Annotated in this window: 15 protein-coding genes and 1 pseudogene; 9 read left to right on the top strand and 7 right to left on the bottom strand. The window is 49.8% G+C overall.

Going from position 1 to position 16289, the window contains the following annotated elements:
• Positions 1–3: 3 nt before the first annotated feature.
• Entirely contained in the window at positions 4–2136 is a 2133-nt protein-coding gene (gene dnaG / locus Q0101_RS04750; RefSeq protein WP_297942840.1) for a DNA primase, read from the bottom strand.
• Between the two features lie 60 nt (positions 2137–2196).
• On the opposite strand from dnaG, the gene Q0101_RS04745 reads away from it, so the two are divergent.
• The 6 genes and pseudogenes from Q0101_RS04745 (at position 2197) to Q0101_RS04720 (ending at position 8329) form a co-directional block, all read left to right on the top strand.
• On the top strand, positions 2197–3222 hold the full coding sequence (locus Q0101_RS04745) for a tetratricopeptide repeat protein (protein WP_297942838.1): 1026 nt from the start codon (positions 2197–2199) through the stop codon (positions 3220–3222).
• Entirely contained in the window at positions 3200–3622 is a 423-nt protein-coding gene (gene rnhA, locus Q0101_RS04740) for a ribonuclease HI (protein ID WP_297942835.1), read from the top strand. The genes Q0101_RS04745 and rnhA overlap by 23 nt, the downstream gene beginning before the upstream one ends.
• Positions 3623–4143: 521 nt before the next feature.
• A pseudogene (rnc, locus tag Q0101_RS04735) lies at positions 4144–4806 on the top strand (ribonuclease III); the annotation flags it as partial.
• A 263-nt stretch (positions 4807–5069) separates the two neighbouring features.
• On the top strand, positions 5070–6185 hold the full coding sequence (gene aroC, locus Q0101_RS04730; RefSeq protein WP_297942833.1) for a chorismate synthase: 1116 nt from the start codon (positions 5070–5072) through the stop codon (positions 6183–6185).
• 132 nt (positions 6186–6317) lie between these two features.
• Positions 6318–7640: a hypothetical protein gene (locus Q0101_RS04725; RefSeq protein ID WP_297942831.1), complete on the top strand. Its 1323-nt coding sequence runs from the start codon at positions 6318–6320 to the stop codon at positions 7638–7640.
• On the top strand, positions 7640–8329 hold the full coding sequence (locus Q0101_RS04720) for a hypothetical protein (RefSeq protein WP_297942829.1): 690 nt from the start codon (positions 7640–7642) through the stop codon (positions 8327–8329). The genes Q0101_RS04725 and Q0101_RS04720 overlap by 1 nt, the downstream gene beginning before the upstream one ends.
• Before the next feature lie 113 nt (positions 8330–8442).
• On the opposite strand, the gene Q0101_RS04715 is transcribed toward Q0101_RS04720, so the two are convergent.
• Positions 8443–8604, bottom strand: coding sequence for a hypothetical protein (locus tag Q0101_RS04715; protein ID WP_297942827.1), 162 nt, complete (start codon positions 8602–8604; stop codon positions 8443–8445).
• Between the two features lie 108 nt (positions 8605–8712).
• Here Q0101_RS04715 and Q0101_RS04710 point away from each other — a divergent pair, with 108 nt between their 5' ends.
• From Q0101_RS04710 to Q0101_RS04700, 3 genes are all read left to right on the top strand, one after another.
• On the top strand, positions 8713–9498 hold the full coding sequence (locus Q0101_RS04710; protein ID WP_297942825.1) for a hypothetical protein: 786 nt from the start codon (positions 8713–8715) through the stop codon (positions 9496–9498).
• A 77-nt stretch (positions 9499–9575) separates the two neighbouring features.
• Positions 9576–10190, top strand: coding sequence for a hypothetical protein (locus tag Q0101_RS04705; protein ID WP_297942823.1), 615 nt, complete (start codon positions 9576–9578; stop codon positions 10188–10190).
• Between the two features lie 516 nt (positions 10191–10706).
• A complete protein-coding gene (locus Q0101_RS04700; RefSeq protein ID WP_177387146.1) occupies positions 10707–11099 on the top strand; it encodes a hypothetical protein in 393 nt (130 codons plus the stop codon).
• A 574-nt stretch (positions 11100–11673) separates the two neighbouring features.
• Here the strand turns inward: Q0101_RS04700 and Q0101_RS04695 are convergent.
• From Q0101_RS04695 to Q0101_RS04675, 5 genes are all read right to left on the bottom strand, one after another.
• Positions 11674–12153: a hypothetical protein gene (locus Q0101_RS04695; protein WP_297942821.1), complete on the bottom strand. Its 480-nt coding sequence runs from the start codon at positions 12151–12153 to the stop codon at positions 11674–11676.
• On the bottom strand, positions 12153–13241 hold the full coding sequence (locus tag Q0101_RS04690) for a class I SAM-dependent methyltransferase (protein ID WP_297942819.1): 1089 nt from the start codon (positions 13239–13241) through the stop codon (positions 12153–12155). Before Q0101_RS04690 ends, Q0101_RS04695 begins: the two co-directional genes overlap by 1 nt.
• Positions 13242–13568: 327 nt before the next feature.
• The gene (locus Q0101_RS04685) at positions 13569–14198 is read right to left on the bottom strand and encodes an NAD(P)H-dependent oxidoreductase (RefSeq protein WP_297942817.1); all 630 of its coding nucleotides are present in this window, start codon (positions 14196–14198) and stop codon (positions 13569–13571) included.
• Between the two features lie 9 nt (positions 14199–14207).
• Positions 14208–15398 carry a hypothetical protein gene (locus Q0101_RS04680; RefSeq protein ID WP_297942815.1) on the bottom strand — a complete coding sequence of 397 codons (1191 nt, stop codon included), beginning with the start codon at positions 15396–15398 and terminating at the stop codon, positions 14208–14210.
• A partial coding sequence (locus Q0101_RS04675) for a hypothetical protein (protein ID WP_297942813.1) occupies positions 15395–16289 on the bottom strand: 895 nt, incomplete at its 5' end. The genes Q0101_RS04675 and Q0101_RS04680, both read right to left, overlap by 4 nt.

Here is a 16289-nt window from a genome sequence, read left to right as displayed (position 1 = left end):
CCTTTACTTGAGTTGATTGATCTTTTTTTGATACTCTAAGATCCGCTCGATCTTGTCGGGCGCGTCGGAGTTTTTGAGCTTTTGCATCAGATCTTGCAGGGCGTTGCGGCGTAAAATTTTGCACGCGTCGTTAAAAAGCGCTGCGCCGCCGATCGGCAAAATTTCATCGTCCAGCGCAAGCGCGCGCAGATTTTCGCGGGCTTCAGTTTCGGCGTTTTGAGCATTTTGGAAGCTTTGAGCGCTTTGAATATTTTGAGCTGCGGCCTCCCTCTCGCCCTGCTTCGCGACGTTGTTTACTTCTTGCTTCTCGCCGCCGTTTGCGCCCTGCTGCGCGGAGGAGCCTTTTAAATTTACGGCGCCTGCGGAAGCTTGCCCGTCAAAATTTTGCTCGCTAGAATTCTCGCCGCTTTTTAAATTTGCGCTCTCTCTACGGATAAAATTTTCTCCCGCGCCGCCCGCGGTAAAATTTTCGGAGGCGCTGTCTACATTGCCGTCCTCGCCCGCGATGAAATTTTTAAAATTTCCGCCGCTGCGAGCGAAAGCCAAAAACGCCTCAAAAATATCGCCGTGCATGCGAAAATCGCGCCGCTCCAAGCAGCCGAGCCCGAGCTGTGCCATCTCGCCATCAAGCAGCATCGATTTTATGATCTGAAGCTCCGCGATCTCCTTGCGGCGCAGTAGCGTCCGCCCGAGCCTCGCCGAAGCCGCAGGCGGCGCAGAGCTTTCATAGCGCGCCGTGTTTTGCGCGCGATCAAAATTTCCGCCGCTTAAGCTCCCGCTCGCACCGCCCCTGCCGTCTGCGCCGCGCCCTTCGTGAGAGCCGAAATCGCGAGAGCTGAAGCTCCCGCCCTCGTTAAAATTTCGCCCCTCAAAGCCCACGCCGAAATTTTTACCGCCGTCAGCGAGATTGAACGAGCCCGGCGAGACGTTTAAAATTTGCGCCACTAAACTCTGATAGGACTCGGCGAGCACGGGGCCGAGCGCTGCGGTAAATTCTTTGATCTCATTTAGCGCCGCTTCTTTTTGCACGGGGCGGGCGAGGTCGTATTTTTTAGCGATTCTTCGGATCAGAAACTCCCCACTTTCCATGCCGCTAGCATAAATTTGCTCTAGCTCGCGTACCTTGCCCGCCGCGATCATATCCGCAGGATCGGCGCCGCCGCCGATTATAGCGACGCTTGAGTCGATCTTATTCAGGCACAAAAGCCGCGCCGATTTTATCGCCGCATTGATGCCCGCAGCGTCGCCGTCGAAGCTAAGCACGACGTTAAGCTCCGCGCGCTTTATAAGCGGCAGATGAGCAGGCGTCAGCGCCGTGCCGAGCACCGCTACGGCGTTATCGATGCCCGCTTGATGAAGCATGATAACGTCCATGTAGCCCTCGGTGATGATGAGGGTTTTTTTAGCGATCGCGCTTTTTTTCGCAAGGTCAAACGCGTAGAAAATTTTAGATTTATCAAACAGCGCGCACTGCGGCGAATTGACGTATTTGGCGGGGTTATCGCTTATCGTACGACCGCCGAAGCCCACAAGCTTGCTCGCGTGATTGTAGATCGGAAAGGTAATCCGCTCGATGAAGCTAGCATAAAGCCCGCGCTCGTTTTGCTTCACCGCGCCCGCATTTAGCGCGTCTTGCGGCGGAATTTCTTCGTTTTGCAAAACCCTGATCGTCTGCGCACTAGCCCCCGCGTAGCCAAGGCCGAATTTGCGAATGCTTTGATCGCTCAGTCCGCGATCGTGCAGGTACTTCACGGCGACAGGATTTTGATAAAGGTAGCTTTGGTAATAGGCGTTTAAAATCCCGAGCACCTTCTTCTCTTCGCTGCGCTCCTGGACTTTGGCGCCGGTGTATTGCAGCGCGAAATTATACATCCCCGCAAGCTTTTCGACCGCTTCCGGGAAGCTTATCTTTTCGTAATCTTGGATAAATTTAATTGCGTTGCCGCCCGCTTTGCATGAAAAGCAGTGAAAAATTCCAAGTTTGGAACTCACGCTCATGCTCGGGTGCGAATCGTCGTGGAAGGGGCAGACGCCTACGAAATTTGCGCCGCTGCGCTTAAGCGGGACATATTTTTCTACGACATCTACGATATCTACGGTGGCCAGCAGATTTTCTATGCTTTCGTTTTTAATCATAAGCGAAATTATACCCGCACTTTGCTATAATTGCCCTTTATTTTTGCGACGAGGTTTGATTTGGATAATTTTTTCTTAGACGATCGCGACCCGATTTTCGGGCTTATCATGCTGATAAGCATAATCTTGCTAGTGTCGATTCTAAGCTACATTTGGGGAGTTTTTTCTAAAAAAAACGAGAGGCAGAGCCTAGAGAATTTCATCAAAAAATTCGACACCTTAGACGCGCTTAGCACCGAGCACAGACAGCTTTTGGCAAGCCCGCAAATAGATATCCCTACGCTTGGAATTTTAGCTAGCTCTTTCGTAAAAAGCGGCGACTTCGAGCGCGCAATAGAAATTTATCTAATCGCGCTAGGCAAGGCTAGCGGCGGCGTGCAGAGGGAGTTTATCCTTACCAATCTCGGTATCGTATATTTCAAAGCGGGCTTTTTGGGACGCGCCGAGGAGGTGTTTTTACAGGCACTGAAGCTGCGCCCGAGAAACAAAGAGGCCCTTACGCATCTTACGGTGATTTATGAGCGGCTGAAGCGCTTTAATAAGGCGCTTGAGGTGCTTGACGCGCTACGCGAACAGGACGCCGAAGTATATGCTCAAAGCCAGTTCGAGCGCGCCCAGATTATCGCAAACGACGCCAATACGCCGTTTAATAAAAAGATCGCTAAAATTTCAAAGCTAAATTTCAAAGGCGCAGGGCGGTTCTGCATGGAGCTTTTTATCAAAAACAAAGAGCCTATGGAGGGTTTCGATCGCTTCCCGCCGATCGAGCAGGCGATCGATCTGATCTATGATTTCCCTGCAGCGGTAAATACGCAGGATGCGGAGTACAACGCGCTTTTTTACGCGCTTGGAAAAAGCGATCAAAAGCCGCAGAGCGCGAGTAAAATTTTTGAGATCAACGCGCTTATGGCTATGAAAGACGCGGGCTTTGAGGACGCTGGGCTTAGCTTTAGCTACACCTGCGCGAAGTGCAAAAGCTCGGTGGGGCTTTTTTCGCACCGCTGCCCGGTCTGCTACGAGCTAGGTAGCATGGAGATTAGAGCGCAAATTTCGGAGAAAACCGGTGAAATCGGTCAAACTTTTTAGCGACGGCAGCTGCCTCGGAAACCCTGGAGCGGGCGGCTGGGCTTACATACTGCAATACGGCGACGCGGTAAAAAAGGCAAGCGGCGCAGAGGCGATGACGACAAATAATCAAATGGAGCTAACAGCCGCTATAATGGGGCTGAGCGCGCTTAAGCAGCCCTGCCGCGTCGAGCTTTTTACCGATAGCGAATATGTCGTTAAAGCGATAAATTCCTGGCTCGCAAAGTGGGTCATTACCGATTTTAAGGGCAAAAAAAACGCGGATCTGTGGCGCAGATACCTTGCGGCGGCGGCGCCTCACGAGATCAAGGCCTCTTGGGTCAAGGGGCATGCGGGTCATCCGCAAAACGAGGAGTGCGACGCTATGGCTCGCGCGGCGGCGGAAGCGATAAAGGGCTAAAATTCTGCGGCGAAGCTTGCGGTTGCGCGGATTAAGCATAGATTTACCCGCGTTTGCTTTGCACGCAGAGCCGCTTCGGCGTAAATTTTATCGCCCGAAGCCGGTTTTAGCGCATTCGTTCACTCAATCGAGCTTCGGTGCGCTCTATTCATTTGCGTCGTTCGCGCAAGCTCGCACTTATTTGTGCGTGGATTGGGTCTATGAGCGGACGAGCTTCGGCGGAGATTTCGTTAGCAGCGAGCAGGCTTTAGTGCGACTTATATTCTCGGCGGGTCTGTTTTTAGTGTAGATTTCGTTTGCGGCAGGCGAGCTTTGGCGCGGTTTGCGTTAGAATTGGCGGGCTACGTTTAATTTTATTCGTCGCAGATCGGCGATAGCGCGTTTCATTCGGCGTTAATACGAATTTAGCGCGGGCTGTGCTTGTGCTCGTTCGTTTCGCTTGCGTAGGTTTTGTTCGCACTGGATGCCGTTTGCATGCGAGCCGCCGCGGATTTCGTAAAATTTTATAATAAAGGGCAAAGATGCAAAATTTAGAAAAACTACAAGAAAAACTGGGCTATAAATTTAAAAATTTAACCCACCTCAAAATCGCTCTTACGCACAAAAGCGCCAAAAACGGGCATAACAACGAGAGGCTGGAATTTTTAGGCGATGCGGTGATGGATCTGATCGTGGGCGAGTATCTTTTCAAAAAATTTAGCAGCGACGAGGGCGATCTGAGCAAGCTGCGCGCCGCACTCGTGAACGAAAGCAGCTTTTCTAAATTTGCAAAATTTTTGGGCATCGGCGAGAACCTGAATATGTCGCTGTCCGAGGAGCGCAACGGCGGGCGCGAGAAACCATCGCTGCTTTCGGACGCCTTTGAGGCGATAATGGGCGCCGTCTATCTTGAGAGCGGGCTGCAAAATACCGCCCGCATCGCGACTGCAATCTTAGAAATCCTCTATCCGCGCATCAGCTTTAACGAGCTCGTTAAAGACTACAAAACCGCGCTGCAAGAGCTCACTCAGGCAAAATTCGGCGTCACGCCCGAATACGTCCTTTTAGGCTCGAGCGGCCCCGATCACAAAAAAAGCTTCGAAATGGCGGCGCTCGTAAGCGGCAAGCGGCTCTCATCCGCCGTGGGAGCTAGCAAAAAAGAAGCCGAGCAAAAATGCGCGCAAATCGCGATAGAGCTTTTACAAAATGGTGCCTCGCACGGCACTAGCGCAACAAGTGGCGAGCAAGCAGCATGCGCTAGCGACGCACAAAACGGCGCAAGCCGCGCACAGGACGGCAAAAAAGGCTCACAAGGCGGCAGCGGACGGGCGCGAAGCAGCACAAAGAGCGAGCATAATAATCGAGGCGGCACGCCAAGCGCTAAAAGAAGCAATGAGCGAAACAAAAACGCCGAGCGAAGCGGGCGTGATACGGATAAACAAAGCAGCGGCGATCAAGGAGACGCGCTATGAACACCTTCGGCGAGAGATTGCGCCTTAGCACCTTCGGCGAGAGCCACGGCGCGGCGATCGGCGGCGTTTTGGACGGCTTTCCGGCAGGCGTGGAGATCGAGATTTCAAATATCCAAAGCGAGCTTGACCGCCGCAAGCCGGGCGGCAAATACGCTACGCCGCGCAAAGAAGCCGACGAGGTCGAAATTTTAAGCGGGATTTTTGACGGACGCAGCACCGGCACGCCGATCGGATTTATCATCCGCAACGCAAACCAGCACTCAAAGGACTACGAAGATCTCAAAGATATTTTCCGCCCCGCACACGCCGATTTTTCGTATTTTGCCAAATACGGACTGCGCGATTACCGAGGCGGCGGGCGAGCAAGCGCGCGCGAAACCGCCGTGCGCGTGGCTGCGGGGGCGTTTGCGCAAATCCTGCTAAATCACTTTAAAATTTCCGTAGAAAGCGGAATTTACGGCGTGGGCGAAATTTACGCCGCGAATTTAGACTTCGACTTTGCGCAAAACAGCGAAATTTTCGCGCTCGATCCCGCTGCGGAGAGCGCGCAGAAGGAGCTAATTCTAAGCGTAAAAAATGCTGGCGATAGTATCGGCGGCTGTGTGCTAACGCGCGTCACGGGCGTGCCTGCGGGACTCGGCGAGCCGCTGTATGGCAAGCTAGATGCGGCGCTTGCGGGCGCGCTGATGGGCATAAACGGCGTAAAGGCCGTGCAGATCGGCGCCGGAGTGAAGGCAAGCGCGCTAAAAGGCAGCGAAAATAACGATTTTATGCGCGCTAACAAGAATGCGATCCGCACCAACGGCGGCAAGATCGGCGCAAATTTTGCGAGCAACAACGCAGGCGGGATCCTAGGCGGCATAAGTAGCGGCGCGCCGATCGAGATTGCGACGCATTTTAAGCCCACTCCGAGCATTTTCATGGCGCAGCACAGCGTGGACGTGCACGGTGCGGACGCGGTCTGCGAGCTGCGCGGGCGGCATGATCCGTGTATCGCCGTGCGCGGCAGCGTCGTAGCCACCGCGATGGCGCGACTGGCGATCACCGATGCGCTACTGCTAAACGCGAGCGCGACGCTGGGGAATTTAAAGCGAATTTACGGCGAGGATTAAATTTAGACGAGCGGTGCGGCGAAATTTTGCGAAATTTAATGAAATTTCAAGGGCCGAGCGATGAAATTCCCGCGAGCGAGGCGGGCAAATTTTAAATTTACGTGGTAGGTCTATCGCGATAAGGAGGGCAAAATGAGACTTGAGCGTATCGGCGAGGATTCGGCGCTGATCGCGCGCATAGAGGCGATCAACGTCGCGGCGTTCCCCGAAATCGAGCGTATCAGCATAAAAAATTTCTTAAAAATGTCGCGCAAAGGACAGCTTGAAATCGCGGCGATTTTCGAGGATTTTGGCGCCCTGGGCGGCGCAGCCGATAAACATCGCGCGGCGAGCGAAAATTTAAACGCGCCAAAACAAGATTTTTGCGCGGCAAAGCAGGACTGCTGCGAAGCTAGCCAAGATCGCGATGCTGCGGGTAAAAATTCCGATGCGAGCGACTGCGGCGCGGCAGAATTAACCTCTTTGAGTTCCGAAAACCCCGGCGCGGCAGATAAAAGATCTAATGCGACGTGTGAAAAATCCAGCTTGGAAAGTAAAAATCCCAGCGCGGAGGCAAGCAAAAATTCAAACGCGGCGGCGCAAAATTTAAGCGGCGAGGAGCTGGTGGGATTTTTCGTCTATAGAACCGAGCAAACTTACAAGCGCGCGATTTCGCACCACAAACAGCCGCTGCTTCGCCTAAATGCGGATAAAATTTTAAGATCCAAAGCTCATAGCGGCGTGGAATTCGCTTGCGATGCGGGATCTTTCAGTACTGCGAGCGACGAAATTTCAAACTACGTTACGAGCAATGAAATTTCAGATTTAAGCGCTAGTGACGGGATTTTGGGCGCGGGCGCGGATCAATGGCTAGCGAGCGAAAATATAAAACGTGCGGACGACGATTTAAAGCAGGCGAGTGCGGGAGAAATACTATGCCGCGGTGTCGCGACAGATAAAATTTCAAATGTGAGCGTGCACGGCGAAATTTCACCGAGCGCTACGGAGAGAGAAATTTCATCCTATGCCGCAAAGGGAAAGATTTTGTGCTACGATGAGAGCGGGATTTCGCGTCGTGATGAGAGTGAAATTCCAAGCGGCGAAGATGGCGGGATTTTTTACGTAGCCTACCTCGGCATCGATGCGAAATTTCGCGGGCTGGGGATCGGCTCAAGGCTACTCGCGCTCATCGTCACGCAAAATCCGAGCGCGCAGATCGTCCTTGACGTCGAGCCGCCGCACGAGGACGCGCCCAACCTCGCGCAACGCCTGCGCCGCATAGAATTCTACGGCAGGCACGGCTTTCGGCGCTGCGGCAAGTTTTTCAACTACGCAGGCCTAAGCTTCGAGATCCTTGCTAAGCCGCCGCTAAGCGCGCCGCAGCAGGGATTTGACGTAGCGAGCTTCATGAAATTTATCGGCGCGGGCAATAAATTTAGATTTAAAATCACCGACGCGCCGCTATACAAAAACTAATGCAAAAGCCCGAATTCAGCCTCATCTGCGACGATACATTTTATAGAATTTTCTCCGCCTCGATCCTTGCGTTTTTTTGCATTTTTATCTCTTTAGACATCGGCGGATCGGGGGAGCTGTTTTACACGGACAGCCCGCTACGCTCGCAGCGAGCCAAGCCCAGCCTGACGATCGTTTTTTTGTTTTTGGCGTTACTTTATCTGCGAAGCGGCAGCAAAGAGGCGGCGCGCGTGGAATTTGACGAGCTTAAAATATCCTTTCGCAGAGGGCTAGACAAATACGATCTTATGCTTGGATGCGTCGATCTGATAGAGCCGTCGCTCGGCTTCGTGCGGACGTTTCGCGTGCCGTTTCTAAGCTACGAACGGTTTTTGAAATTGCAAGAAATTTTAAAATTCTTGCTTCTTTTCGTATACGTCGCGGGCGTGTTTTTGACGATCAAATTCGGCTTTGTCGAAGCTGCGATCTATGCAGCGGCGGGCATTTTTGCGATTTTGATCGCTTCAAAGCTCGTCGTCGCGCGAAGGCTAGACGGACGAGCGGGGCTACGACTGCGCGACTGCCTGCTACTGCGCGGGAGGGACGATACAGGCGCGGCGGTATTTTTTTGCATCCGCCCTAGCCGCGCCGAGCGCGAAGCTTTACGGATATATTTTTTGAAAAATTTCAGCTACGACATTAAGGCGTGAAATTTTTCGGTTTTCAGCGTAAAATTTAGACCCGCGGGGTAATCTGGCTACGGCTAAACGTAAATGAAGCGCAAAGGCGGATATTGCGCGAGTATTTCACGGCGAGATTTGGGTTAGGTTTCGAGCAAAATTTCGTCCGCGGCAATCGCAGATGAGATCGCTCGGTACTCGAAGTAGTCGCAGATGAGATCGCTCGGCACCCGAAGCAATCCTCTAAGCAGCTTCAGATGAGTTGCTAGTGTCTGCTTGACTGAGATAACCACGGCTTGTCGCAACTCGCCTCGCCGCAAGTGCCTCTGCAAATATCCCCTACCTTTAAACGCGTCGAAAGCGAGACGACGATAAAATACGGTTCGTCAAAGATCATACCGAGAAGGAATTTTATGCGAGATTACGACAAAGAGCCGATCAAAATCATAGACAGAGCAGTTTACTTCCAAGCAAATAGCCTATTTATCGCCTTAATATCTTTTTGCACTCTGTATATATCCGACACTGCGGCCATCGATCTCTTAAAATTTAACAACAAAGATTCGTTCCTACTCCTTATAGCCGTAGTTTTATTTATCGCACAAATACAATGGTATGTAAAGTGTAGGCGTAAAATTTCATATTTTGAGTTTTTTAATGATAAAATCTATTATGAATTTGCGCACGATTCAGAGCGCAATAAATGTATCGATGCTTCAAATGCTGATAAGATAAACTTCTGCATCGTATCTGAGCTCATAGATAGCTTCGGTAGATTTCACTACTTTACCTCCTACGAGCTTTATAAAAAATCATCTATTGGAGTGCATATCGGCAAACTGGCGCTATTTTTATACTATACGATAAATTTTATCTTGCTTGTTTTGCCGTTTAAAATTTTTATGTTGATCAAAAACAAAGAGCCGCTAAGTCTGCTAAATAAAAATATAGTAATTAGATTTAAAAATCGCAACTATTTTTTGATAAACATCTACTCAAAGCGCGAACTGGATGAAATTTTGCAGTATTGCAAGGACAAAAATATAGCCATAGAGCAGAAAACAAATTTCATACCGCACTGGCAAAATTTTACCTATTTCACTGATAAAAATGAAATTTGGAGCGATGATTTTAGCGATACGCAAATTCCAAAAGACACGTTTAAGCGAAAGCTTAGGCGGTTTTTTAGCTTGGATTGAAGAGCGATTCCGCCCGTTTCAGCGTAAAATTTAGAGCCGCGGGGTAGAATTACAAAAATTTTTACATGGAGCAAACAATGAAAAATTTCTTTCTAGCCGCAATAGTTTGCGCGCTTTTTAGCGGTTGCGCATATGAAGCGCAGTTTAATCAAAACGCCGATGTGGCACCGTTTGACGACACTATAAGCGCGACCAACGCCATGCAAAGTGCGCTCATTTACGTCCCTGGCGAGCTAATGGGGACAAAAAGCTACGTCGCAAGCTCGAAGCTAGGCAGAGACGATGAGCTTAAAATCGACGTCGGCGAGTTCGTCGCAGGCGAGGCAAAGCGCTTCTTCGGCACCTACCTAAGGCGCGTGAGCGTCACCGACGACGAAAAAGCGCTGCAAGGCAAAGGGCTCGTCCTCGCGCCTGAGCTTAGTTCGTTCGGCTTTGGCTTTTACAGCTCCGACGGCATCGACGTTTCGGCAAAGCCCTTCGTACGCTACAATCTACGCCTAAAAATGTTTAAAAACGGAAAGCCGATCTACAACCAAAATATCGCCGTAAACGAGCGCAACTACGGCGAGGAGGAGTTTTTCGGTGGCGGTCAGGGCTCATACGCGCAGATCGGCGGGATCTTTCAAAAATCGATGGCGAATGATTACGCCGTGCACGCTAGAGAGATTTTGGACGTAATCAACGACAACTAATCGCGCTTGCGCCTTTGTGCATGGTAAGCGGCATCTGGTCGATTATTTTTGCCTGCCGTCTTGTGGTAAAATTTGTCGCGGCGATCTTACGGCACGCGCTTGCGGATCGTCGCGCCTAAGCTCTATCTAGCGATATAATTAACATGGCTTTAAGGCGCCCATAGACGCGCTTTCTTGCGGGATTTACTCATCTGCGACATTAAATCCTTTTGATACCGAGTTTACCAGCGCTCTAGGCATAGAATTTATTTCGCAAGCTGGGTTAAATTCCGTAAAATGCGTTATGAAATTTAACTCAGCAGTTCGTATTTAAGTGCGGCAAGCCGATAAATTCCGCATCTTGGCATACTGCCTAATTTCACTTTTCGGAGCCAAATTTTGTAAATAAACTTTTCGCGTTCGCTGCTACGCTTGCATAAAATTCCATATTCGCAGCACCAAAAAATTCACCCTAAATTTAAAGCACCGATTAATATTAATTTTTATATCATTACTAAATTTTTTAAGGAGAGAATTATGAAAAAGTTTTTATTGCTTCCGTTTGCTTTCGCGGCGCTTTTTGCGGCACCAAGCTGCGATAATGTCCAACTCAAAGCGGCTGTGGAAGGTATCAATAAGAGTGCGCCGCTGAGAGTCGATGAGATTACCACGTTAACGGGCGCTGAGTGCAAGGATGGCAGCTTTATCTATAACTACGAGCTAAATGACGGCATGGGGATGAAATTTGACAGTGTCGGAAATGATCAAAAAACCGTGATACAAAATGTCATAGATAGCCAAAATAAGCAAATTTTTTGCAACCAGATGAAGGTAATGCATCCGTTAATAAACAGCGCGATATGGAGCTATAAGATAAAAAGTGGCGAAGAATTTATAAGGGTAGAATTTAAGCCTAGCGACTGTAAGTAACGCTTGCGCGAGATTTAAAATTTAGCGCGGCGTGAGCCTTTGCCTGCTTGCCCGCGCCGAATTCGCTTAAAATTTATCCGCTTCGCTTTTGATTTCGCCTGCGCAAAAGCAACATGCTAAAAATCTCTGCTTAGCTTTTACAGCGCCGCCGCGTATAGTATGACGCAGATCAGCGTGTATTTCGCCGTCACAAAGCGCTAAACGCGCCGAGTCCTTTTTAAGCCGCGATCTAATGCGTCAGGTTCTGCTAGTGGCGTTTTTCATTAAAATTTGACTATTTCACGCGGAATTATATCTATGTAGCAGCGCAAACACCGCGTAAAGCTTTCGCGCGAAATTCTATAAGTTACGGAATTTTATTTGAAACAGCATCGTAGATTTTGAGTCAGAATTTTAGGATTTATTGTGACGCTGCACCTGCTGCGATGAAATCTTACTAAATTTTATCCGCGACCTGCTCACATAAATTTTGCGTCAAAGCATGAGCTTGCTCACAAGCTTGCAGAGGTGCCAGCTGCCAACGCGCCGCCACACAAAACGCGGCCAATCAAATGCCTCGCTTGGGTTTTAAAATTCACCGCGCGCAGCTATTTTTATCAAGCTTTAGCTGTATTGGCGGTAAGCCCTCTATTTCATAGTTTAGCACCATCGTTTTGCCGAGCTCCCGCAGGCGCTGCGAAAATTCCGTGCTACAAAAGCTAGCCTTCGCCTTGGCAAACAGCATCTCTTTTAAAATTTCCGCATCGCCCGCGTCCAGCGCGCTGAGGTCTAATTTTGACGAGCTATTTAGCGCGTAATCGTATATGAAGCTACCCTCTTCGCATGCGGCGCCTTTTAAAATCGTAGTATCGTCGATCCTGCGCGGCGCGCCCTCGTTTATCCGCGCTAGCGCATCTCGCACCTGCTTGCTTTCGCAGAAATTTCGCTCCAGTTCGCTGCGTTTTTTCTCCGCATAAAATTCCATCGCTACGTTTGCCAAAATTCCGATTCCAAGTAGCGCTAGTAAAATTTTAATCGGCTTATTTAGCCGCGCGCTTAAGCTTTGCGCGTCCATCAGCGCACCCTTTCGCAACAAAGCAGCGTGTGTCCGACGCCTAGTCCGTCGTGAATACGTGAAATTTTAAGCCCCGCGCGCTGCGCAAATTTAATCATATCGTACGAGTGATAAATTTTGCTATTGCCGTTTGCCATAGCGGCGAAATACACGCTGATCTGCGTCATGCTATACGCGGCGGTTTCGTAGCGCTGCCTGTCCCAAAACGGCTCCAAAATATAAAGCCGCGCCTGCTCGCTCATCGACTCCGCCGCACGCGAGAGGATGCTTACGATCTGCTCCTCTGCGAAGCAGTCCAGAAACTGACTGAGCCAGATCGCATCAAAGCCACGCGGAAAGCGCGTAGCGGGATCTAGCAGATCGGCCGCAAGCCCGTCTATGCGCTCTGCACCCTTCGCGCCTGCGACGGCGTCTTTCATCATCGAAATTTGCCCTGCAAGATCCATTATCGTGACGCGCACATTTTCGTCGTAGCCTATGCACCGCTTAGCAAAGCGCCCCGTGTTGCCGCCTACGTCTAAAATTTTATCCGTCTTGCGCGAGAAAATGATCTTTAGCGCGGGCTCAAACGCCAAATCCGAATAAAAATGATCAAACGCGAGCCAGCTTTTGCGCACATGCGGCGGCAGATGCGAAAGCGCCTCGTAGATCGTAGCCCACTGCCCAAAAACCTTTAGCCCCTCTGGTTTACCCGATTTTAGCGTCTCCTCGAGCCTAAATAGCCCCTCATAGCACACGTCGTGGATGAAGTCCATATCAACGTCCACCATCTCGTCGGTGAGTAGAAAATACCCCGCCTTGCTAAGCCGAAATTTCTCGCCGCACAGAAGCACCGTGCCAATGCTAAGCGAACTTTCCAAAAGCAGCTTTACGGCGTATTCGCTAAGCGAGGTCTTCTTCGCGATCTCACTTATGCTTAGCCCGTCCCGCGCCTCATTAAGCGCACTTAAAATTCCAAATTTTTTCATCAGCCGCGAGACTTGAAAAACCACCGGCGCAAAGGCGATCTCATTCGCCGTCCGTTGCGCCTCGCCCGCGCTTTGACGCTCGGCGCCGTAGCGGTCTAAAAGCTGTTTGGGAAGTTTCATTTTTGATCCTGCTTATGTAAATTTCGCAAAATTTTAGCAAAAAATTCTAACTTTTCTTGCGCCCGCTAAGAATTTGCGCGTATCTTAGAATTTTGCGATGAAATTTTAAAATCCCGTCTTAAAATTTAAGTCGTTTTGCAGCTGTATGTTTATTGAGATAGATTTTATTTTGAGATACTAAAAAATTTTAAATCTCGCCGCACAAGATTTGCGGGCGAGAAAAAGGCTAAAGCGCGGTAAATTCCTAAAAATGCGCGTACCGCGCTTTCGCACTCGGTTTGGAATTTACTGCGCCTCAAGCTTAGCGCTTCAAAAGCGCTTGCCAGCTTATTCGATCCACTTTACTACGTCATCCATGCTGCGGCGGATCTTTTGCGGCTGCGGATTTACGCGGTAGCCGAAAGGCACGAGTAGCGTCACGCGGCGATCGTTCCAATCAATGCCTAAAATTTCATTTAGCGCCGCGCGATCAAAGCCCTCCATCGGGCAGCTGTCGATGCCGCGGCTTGCGGCCTCGTTCATCATCGCAAGTGCTGCGAACATGCACTGCGCGTGCGACCAATTAAATAGCTCCTCATCGTCGTTGTGAAAATAAGCGCTTAAAAAATCTTGATAAAATTTATGCCTGTCGCCGATATATTTGGGCGCTTCATCTTTTTTACGCGTAATCATTCGCTCGATATAATCACTTCCTAGCTTTATGTCCTTGATCTTTGCTAAAATCACGACCAGATGTGAGCAAGAGGTGATCTGCGGCTGATTCCACGATTTTTCGCGGATCTGCTCGCGCAGCGCCTTGTTTTGTACAACCAAAAAGTCCCATTGCTCTAGCCCCGTAGAACTAGGTGCTAAGATTCCTGCCTGCAAAATGGCGTCAAAATCGGCTTTGCCGATTTTTTTGTTCTCGTCAAAAATTTTGCACGCATGGCGAAATTTCATAATCTCTAAATGTGTCATAGTCTCTCCTTAATTAGAATTTTTGTAGATTAAATACCCGCCATCTTTGCGTCTGATGCTGAGGTTACCCTCGCGCGAGCGTACGCCGATGCGGTAGTAGCCGTCCTCTTTAGTGACATTAATATCGCTAAAGCCACCGATATTCACCGCAAAGCTTGCGCCGCTAAGCGGGATCTCTTGGCGCCAAAACTCCACTTCAAGCGTGCCCGAAGCGTTTGCGTCGGAGCTTTTGAAATCATCTGCGGTGATGAGCTGCACGCTGTCTTTGCGGATGACAAATTTTAATCCGTCGTCAAATTTAAGCGTCTCTAGCGGTAGCTCCAGGCGCGGCGCGAAGCTAGGCGTGATGCCACTTTGCGAGGCCTGCTTTTGTAAATTTGGATCAGTCGAAGTAACCGAGACGTCCAGTGCCCTATGTAGTGCAGGTTTGGCGCTCGCGCTTAGCACGAAATCATCGTGCCAATCAATAGAGCGATTGATATCAACGATCTTTTCGTGTAAGACCCCGTCGTCGTCCCTATATCGCACGATCAGGCTTTCGATCGTAAGGGCGTCGGAGGGAAGCGCAAAGGTTTGCTGCGTGAAATTTTTAGGCGCGGGCGTATTTTGCGGCGTGGCGGCAGAGCTTTGCGCCGGATTGGAATTTTGCGAAGCAGATTGCGCGTTTTGTTGCATAGTGGAGTTTTGCGCCGTAGAATTTTGAGCTGTAGAATTTTGTGCCGTCTTGAAATTTTGCACTATCGTAGAATTTGGCTCGCTTACTTCCGGCACGATTGGTAACTCATCAGGAGGCGGAAGCGTCGTAGCCAAATGCTGCGCAGAAGAGTTCAGTTCCGTTTTCATGGTCTGCGAAGGAGCACCGATGCCAGCTTTGGGCACAGAAGCCTTTTTTTCGGTCTGCGAGAGCTGCGCGCTCACGGCTTTTTTGGTGACGCTTGCTTTGATGCTAGAATTTGCTTCTGCGGCGCTTTTTTGCATTGCTGCGGTAGGGCTTTTAGATGTTTCAGGTTTCATTACAGCTTGCTTTTTAGCGTTTGGGCTTTGTGCACCTGTTTTTGGCTCTTTAATCGCCAAATTGGTAGAATTTTGCTCTTTTGCCGCGGTGATGTTTGGTTTCGTAGCGTTTGAATTTGCGCTATTTAAATTCTCTGCGTTTAAAAAAGCGCAAAGACCTAAAATTAGCAAAGAAATTTTTTTCATTTTTTAAGGTCCGGATCGAGCGAGCGACGCTCTAAATAAAGCTTTTGCAGCTCGGCGTTTTCCTCTTTTAGCCGCTCGACGTCGGTGAATAAAAACGCCTTTTCTTTTTGCAACTGGCGCAGCACTTCAAACGATCGTTTGCCAAACAGCACGTCGCCTACGAAGATGCCCGCAAAAACGACACAGACGATCAGCGCAAGAGCTGCAAAAATCTTTTTAAGCGGTGAAAACGGATTGATAAAATTCAGCCGTTCTTTTAAATTTTTACGCTTCTTTGAAGCTTTTTTAGCGGCAGGTTCTGCGTTTTGCGGTGTAAAAGAAAATCCTTGCGTGGCAGAATTTATGTCTTGTGCCGCAAAGCCCGTGCCTTGAGAGCTGTAGTCTGCACTTTGAGCCGCAAAACCCGCGTCGTTTGGAAAGTAGTTTTCTTTTGCGTATAATTCTGCATTCTTTAAATCGCCGCCCCCAATAAATTCCGCGCCGTAAAAGCCTGCGTCTGCTTGCGCACTGCCTTCGTAGTTTCCGCTTGCAGCGGAGCTTTTACCGCTTAAATTAGAGTTGCTGTCTGTGGCATCAGATGCAGAGCCTGTTTCGTCTACGCCGTGTGAGGTTCCGTTGCGATTTTTCCGGAAGCCAGTCCCTACCGCGCTAAAGCCTCCGCCAAAATTTTCATCGCTATAAAATTCATCATCGTCAAAAAAATCGTCCTCGTCAAAGTCTGCGTCTGAATATCTGCCTTGCGTGTCCGTATAATCCGCTCCGTCCGCATAGGTGCGCTGCGCGCCGCCCTTTAAGCCCTGCTTGGACTTTTTTTTAAAAAACATTTTAAATTCGGCTTCCCAAAAACTCGTCCGTCTCGCGCTCGATCTCAAGCAGGCGGTTGTATTTTGC

The sequence above is a fragment of the uncultured Campylobacter sp. genome, from assembly GCF_937921625.1.
Lineage (GTDB): Bacteria > Campylobacterota > Campylobacteria > Campylobacterales > Campylobacteraceae > Campylobacter_B.
The sequence above is the reverse complement of the archived record's forward strand: the minus strand, read 5'-3'. Positions and strand labels throughout refer to the sequence as shown.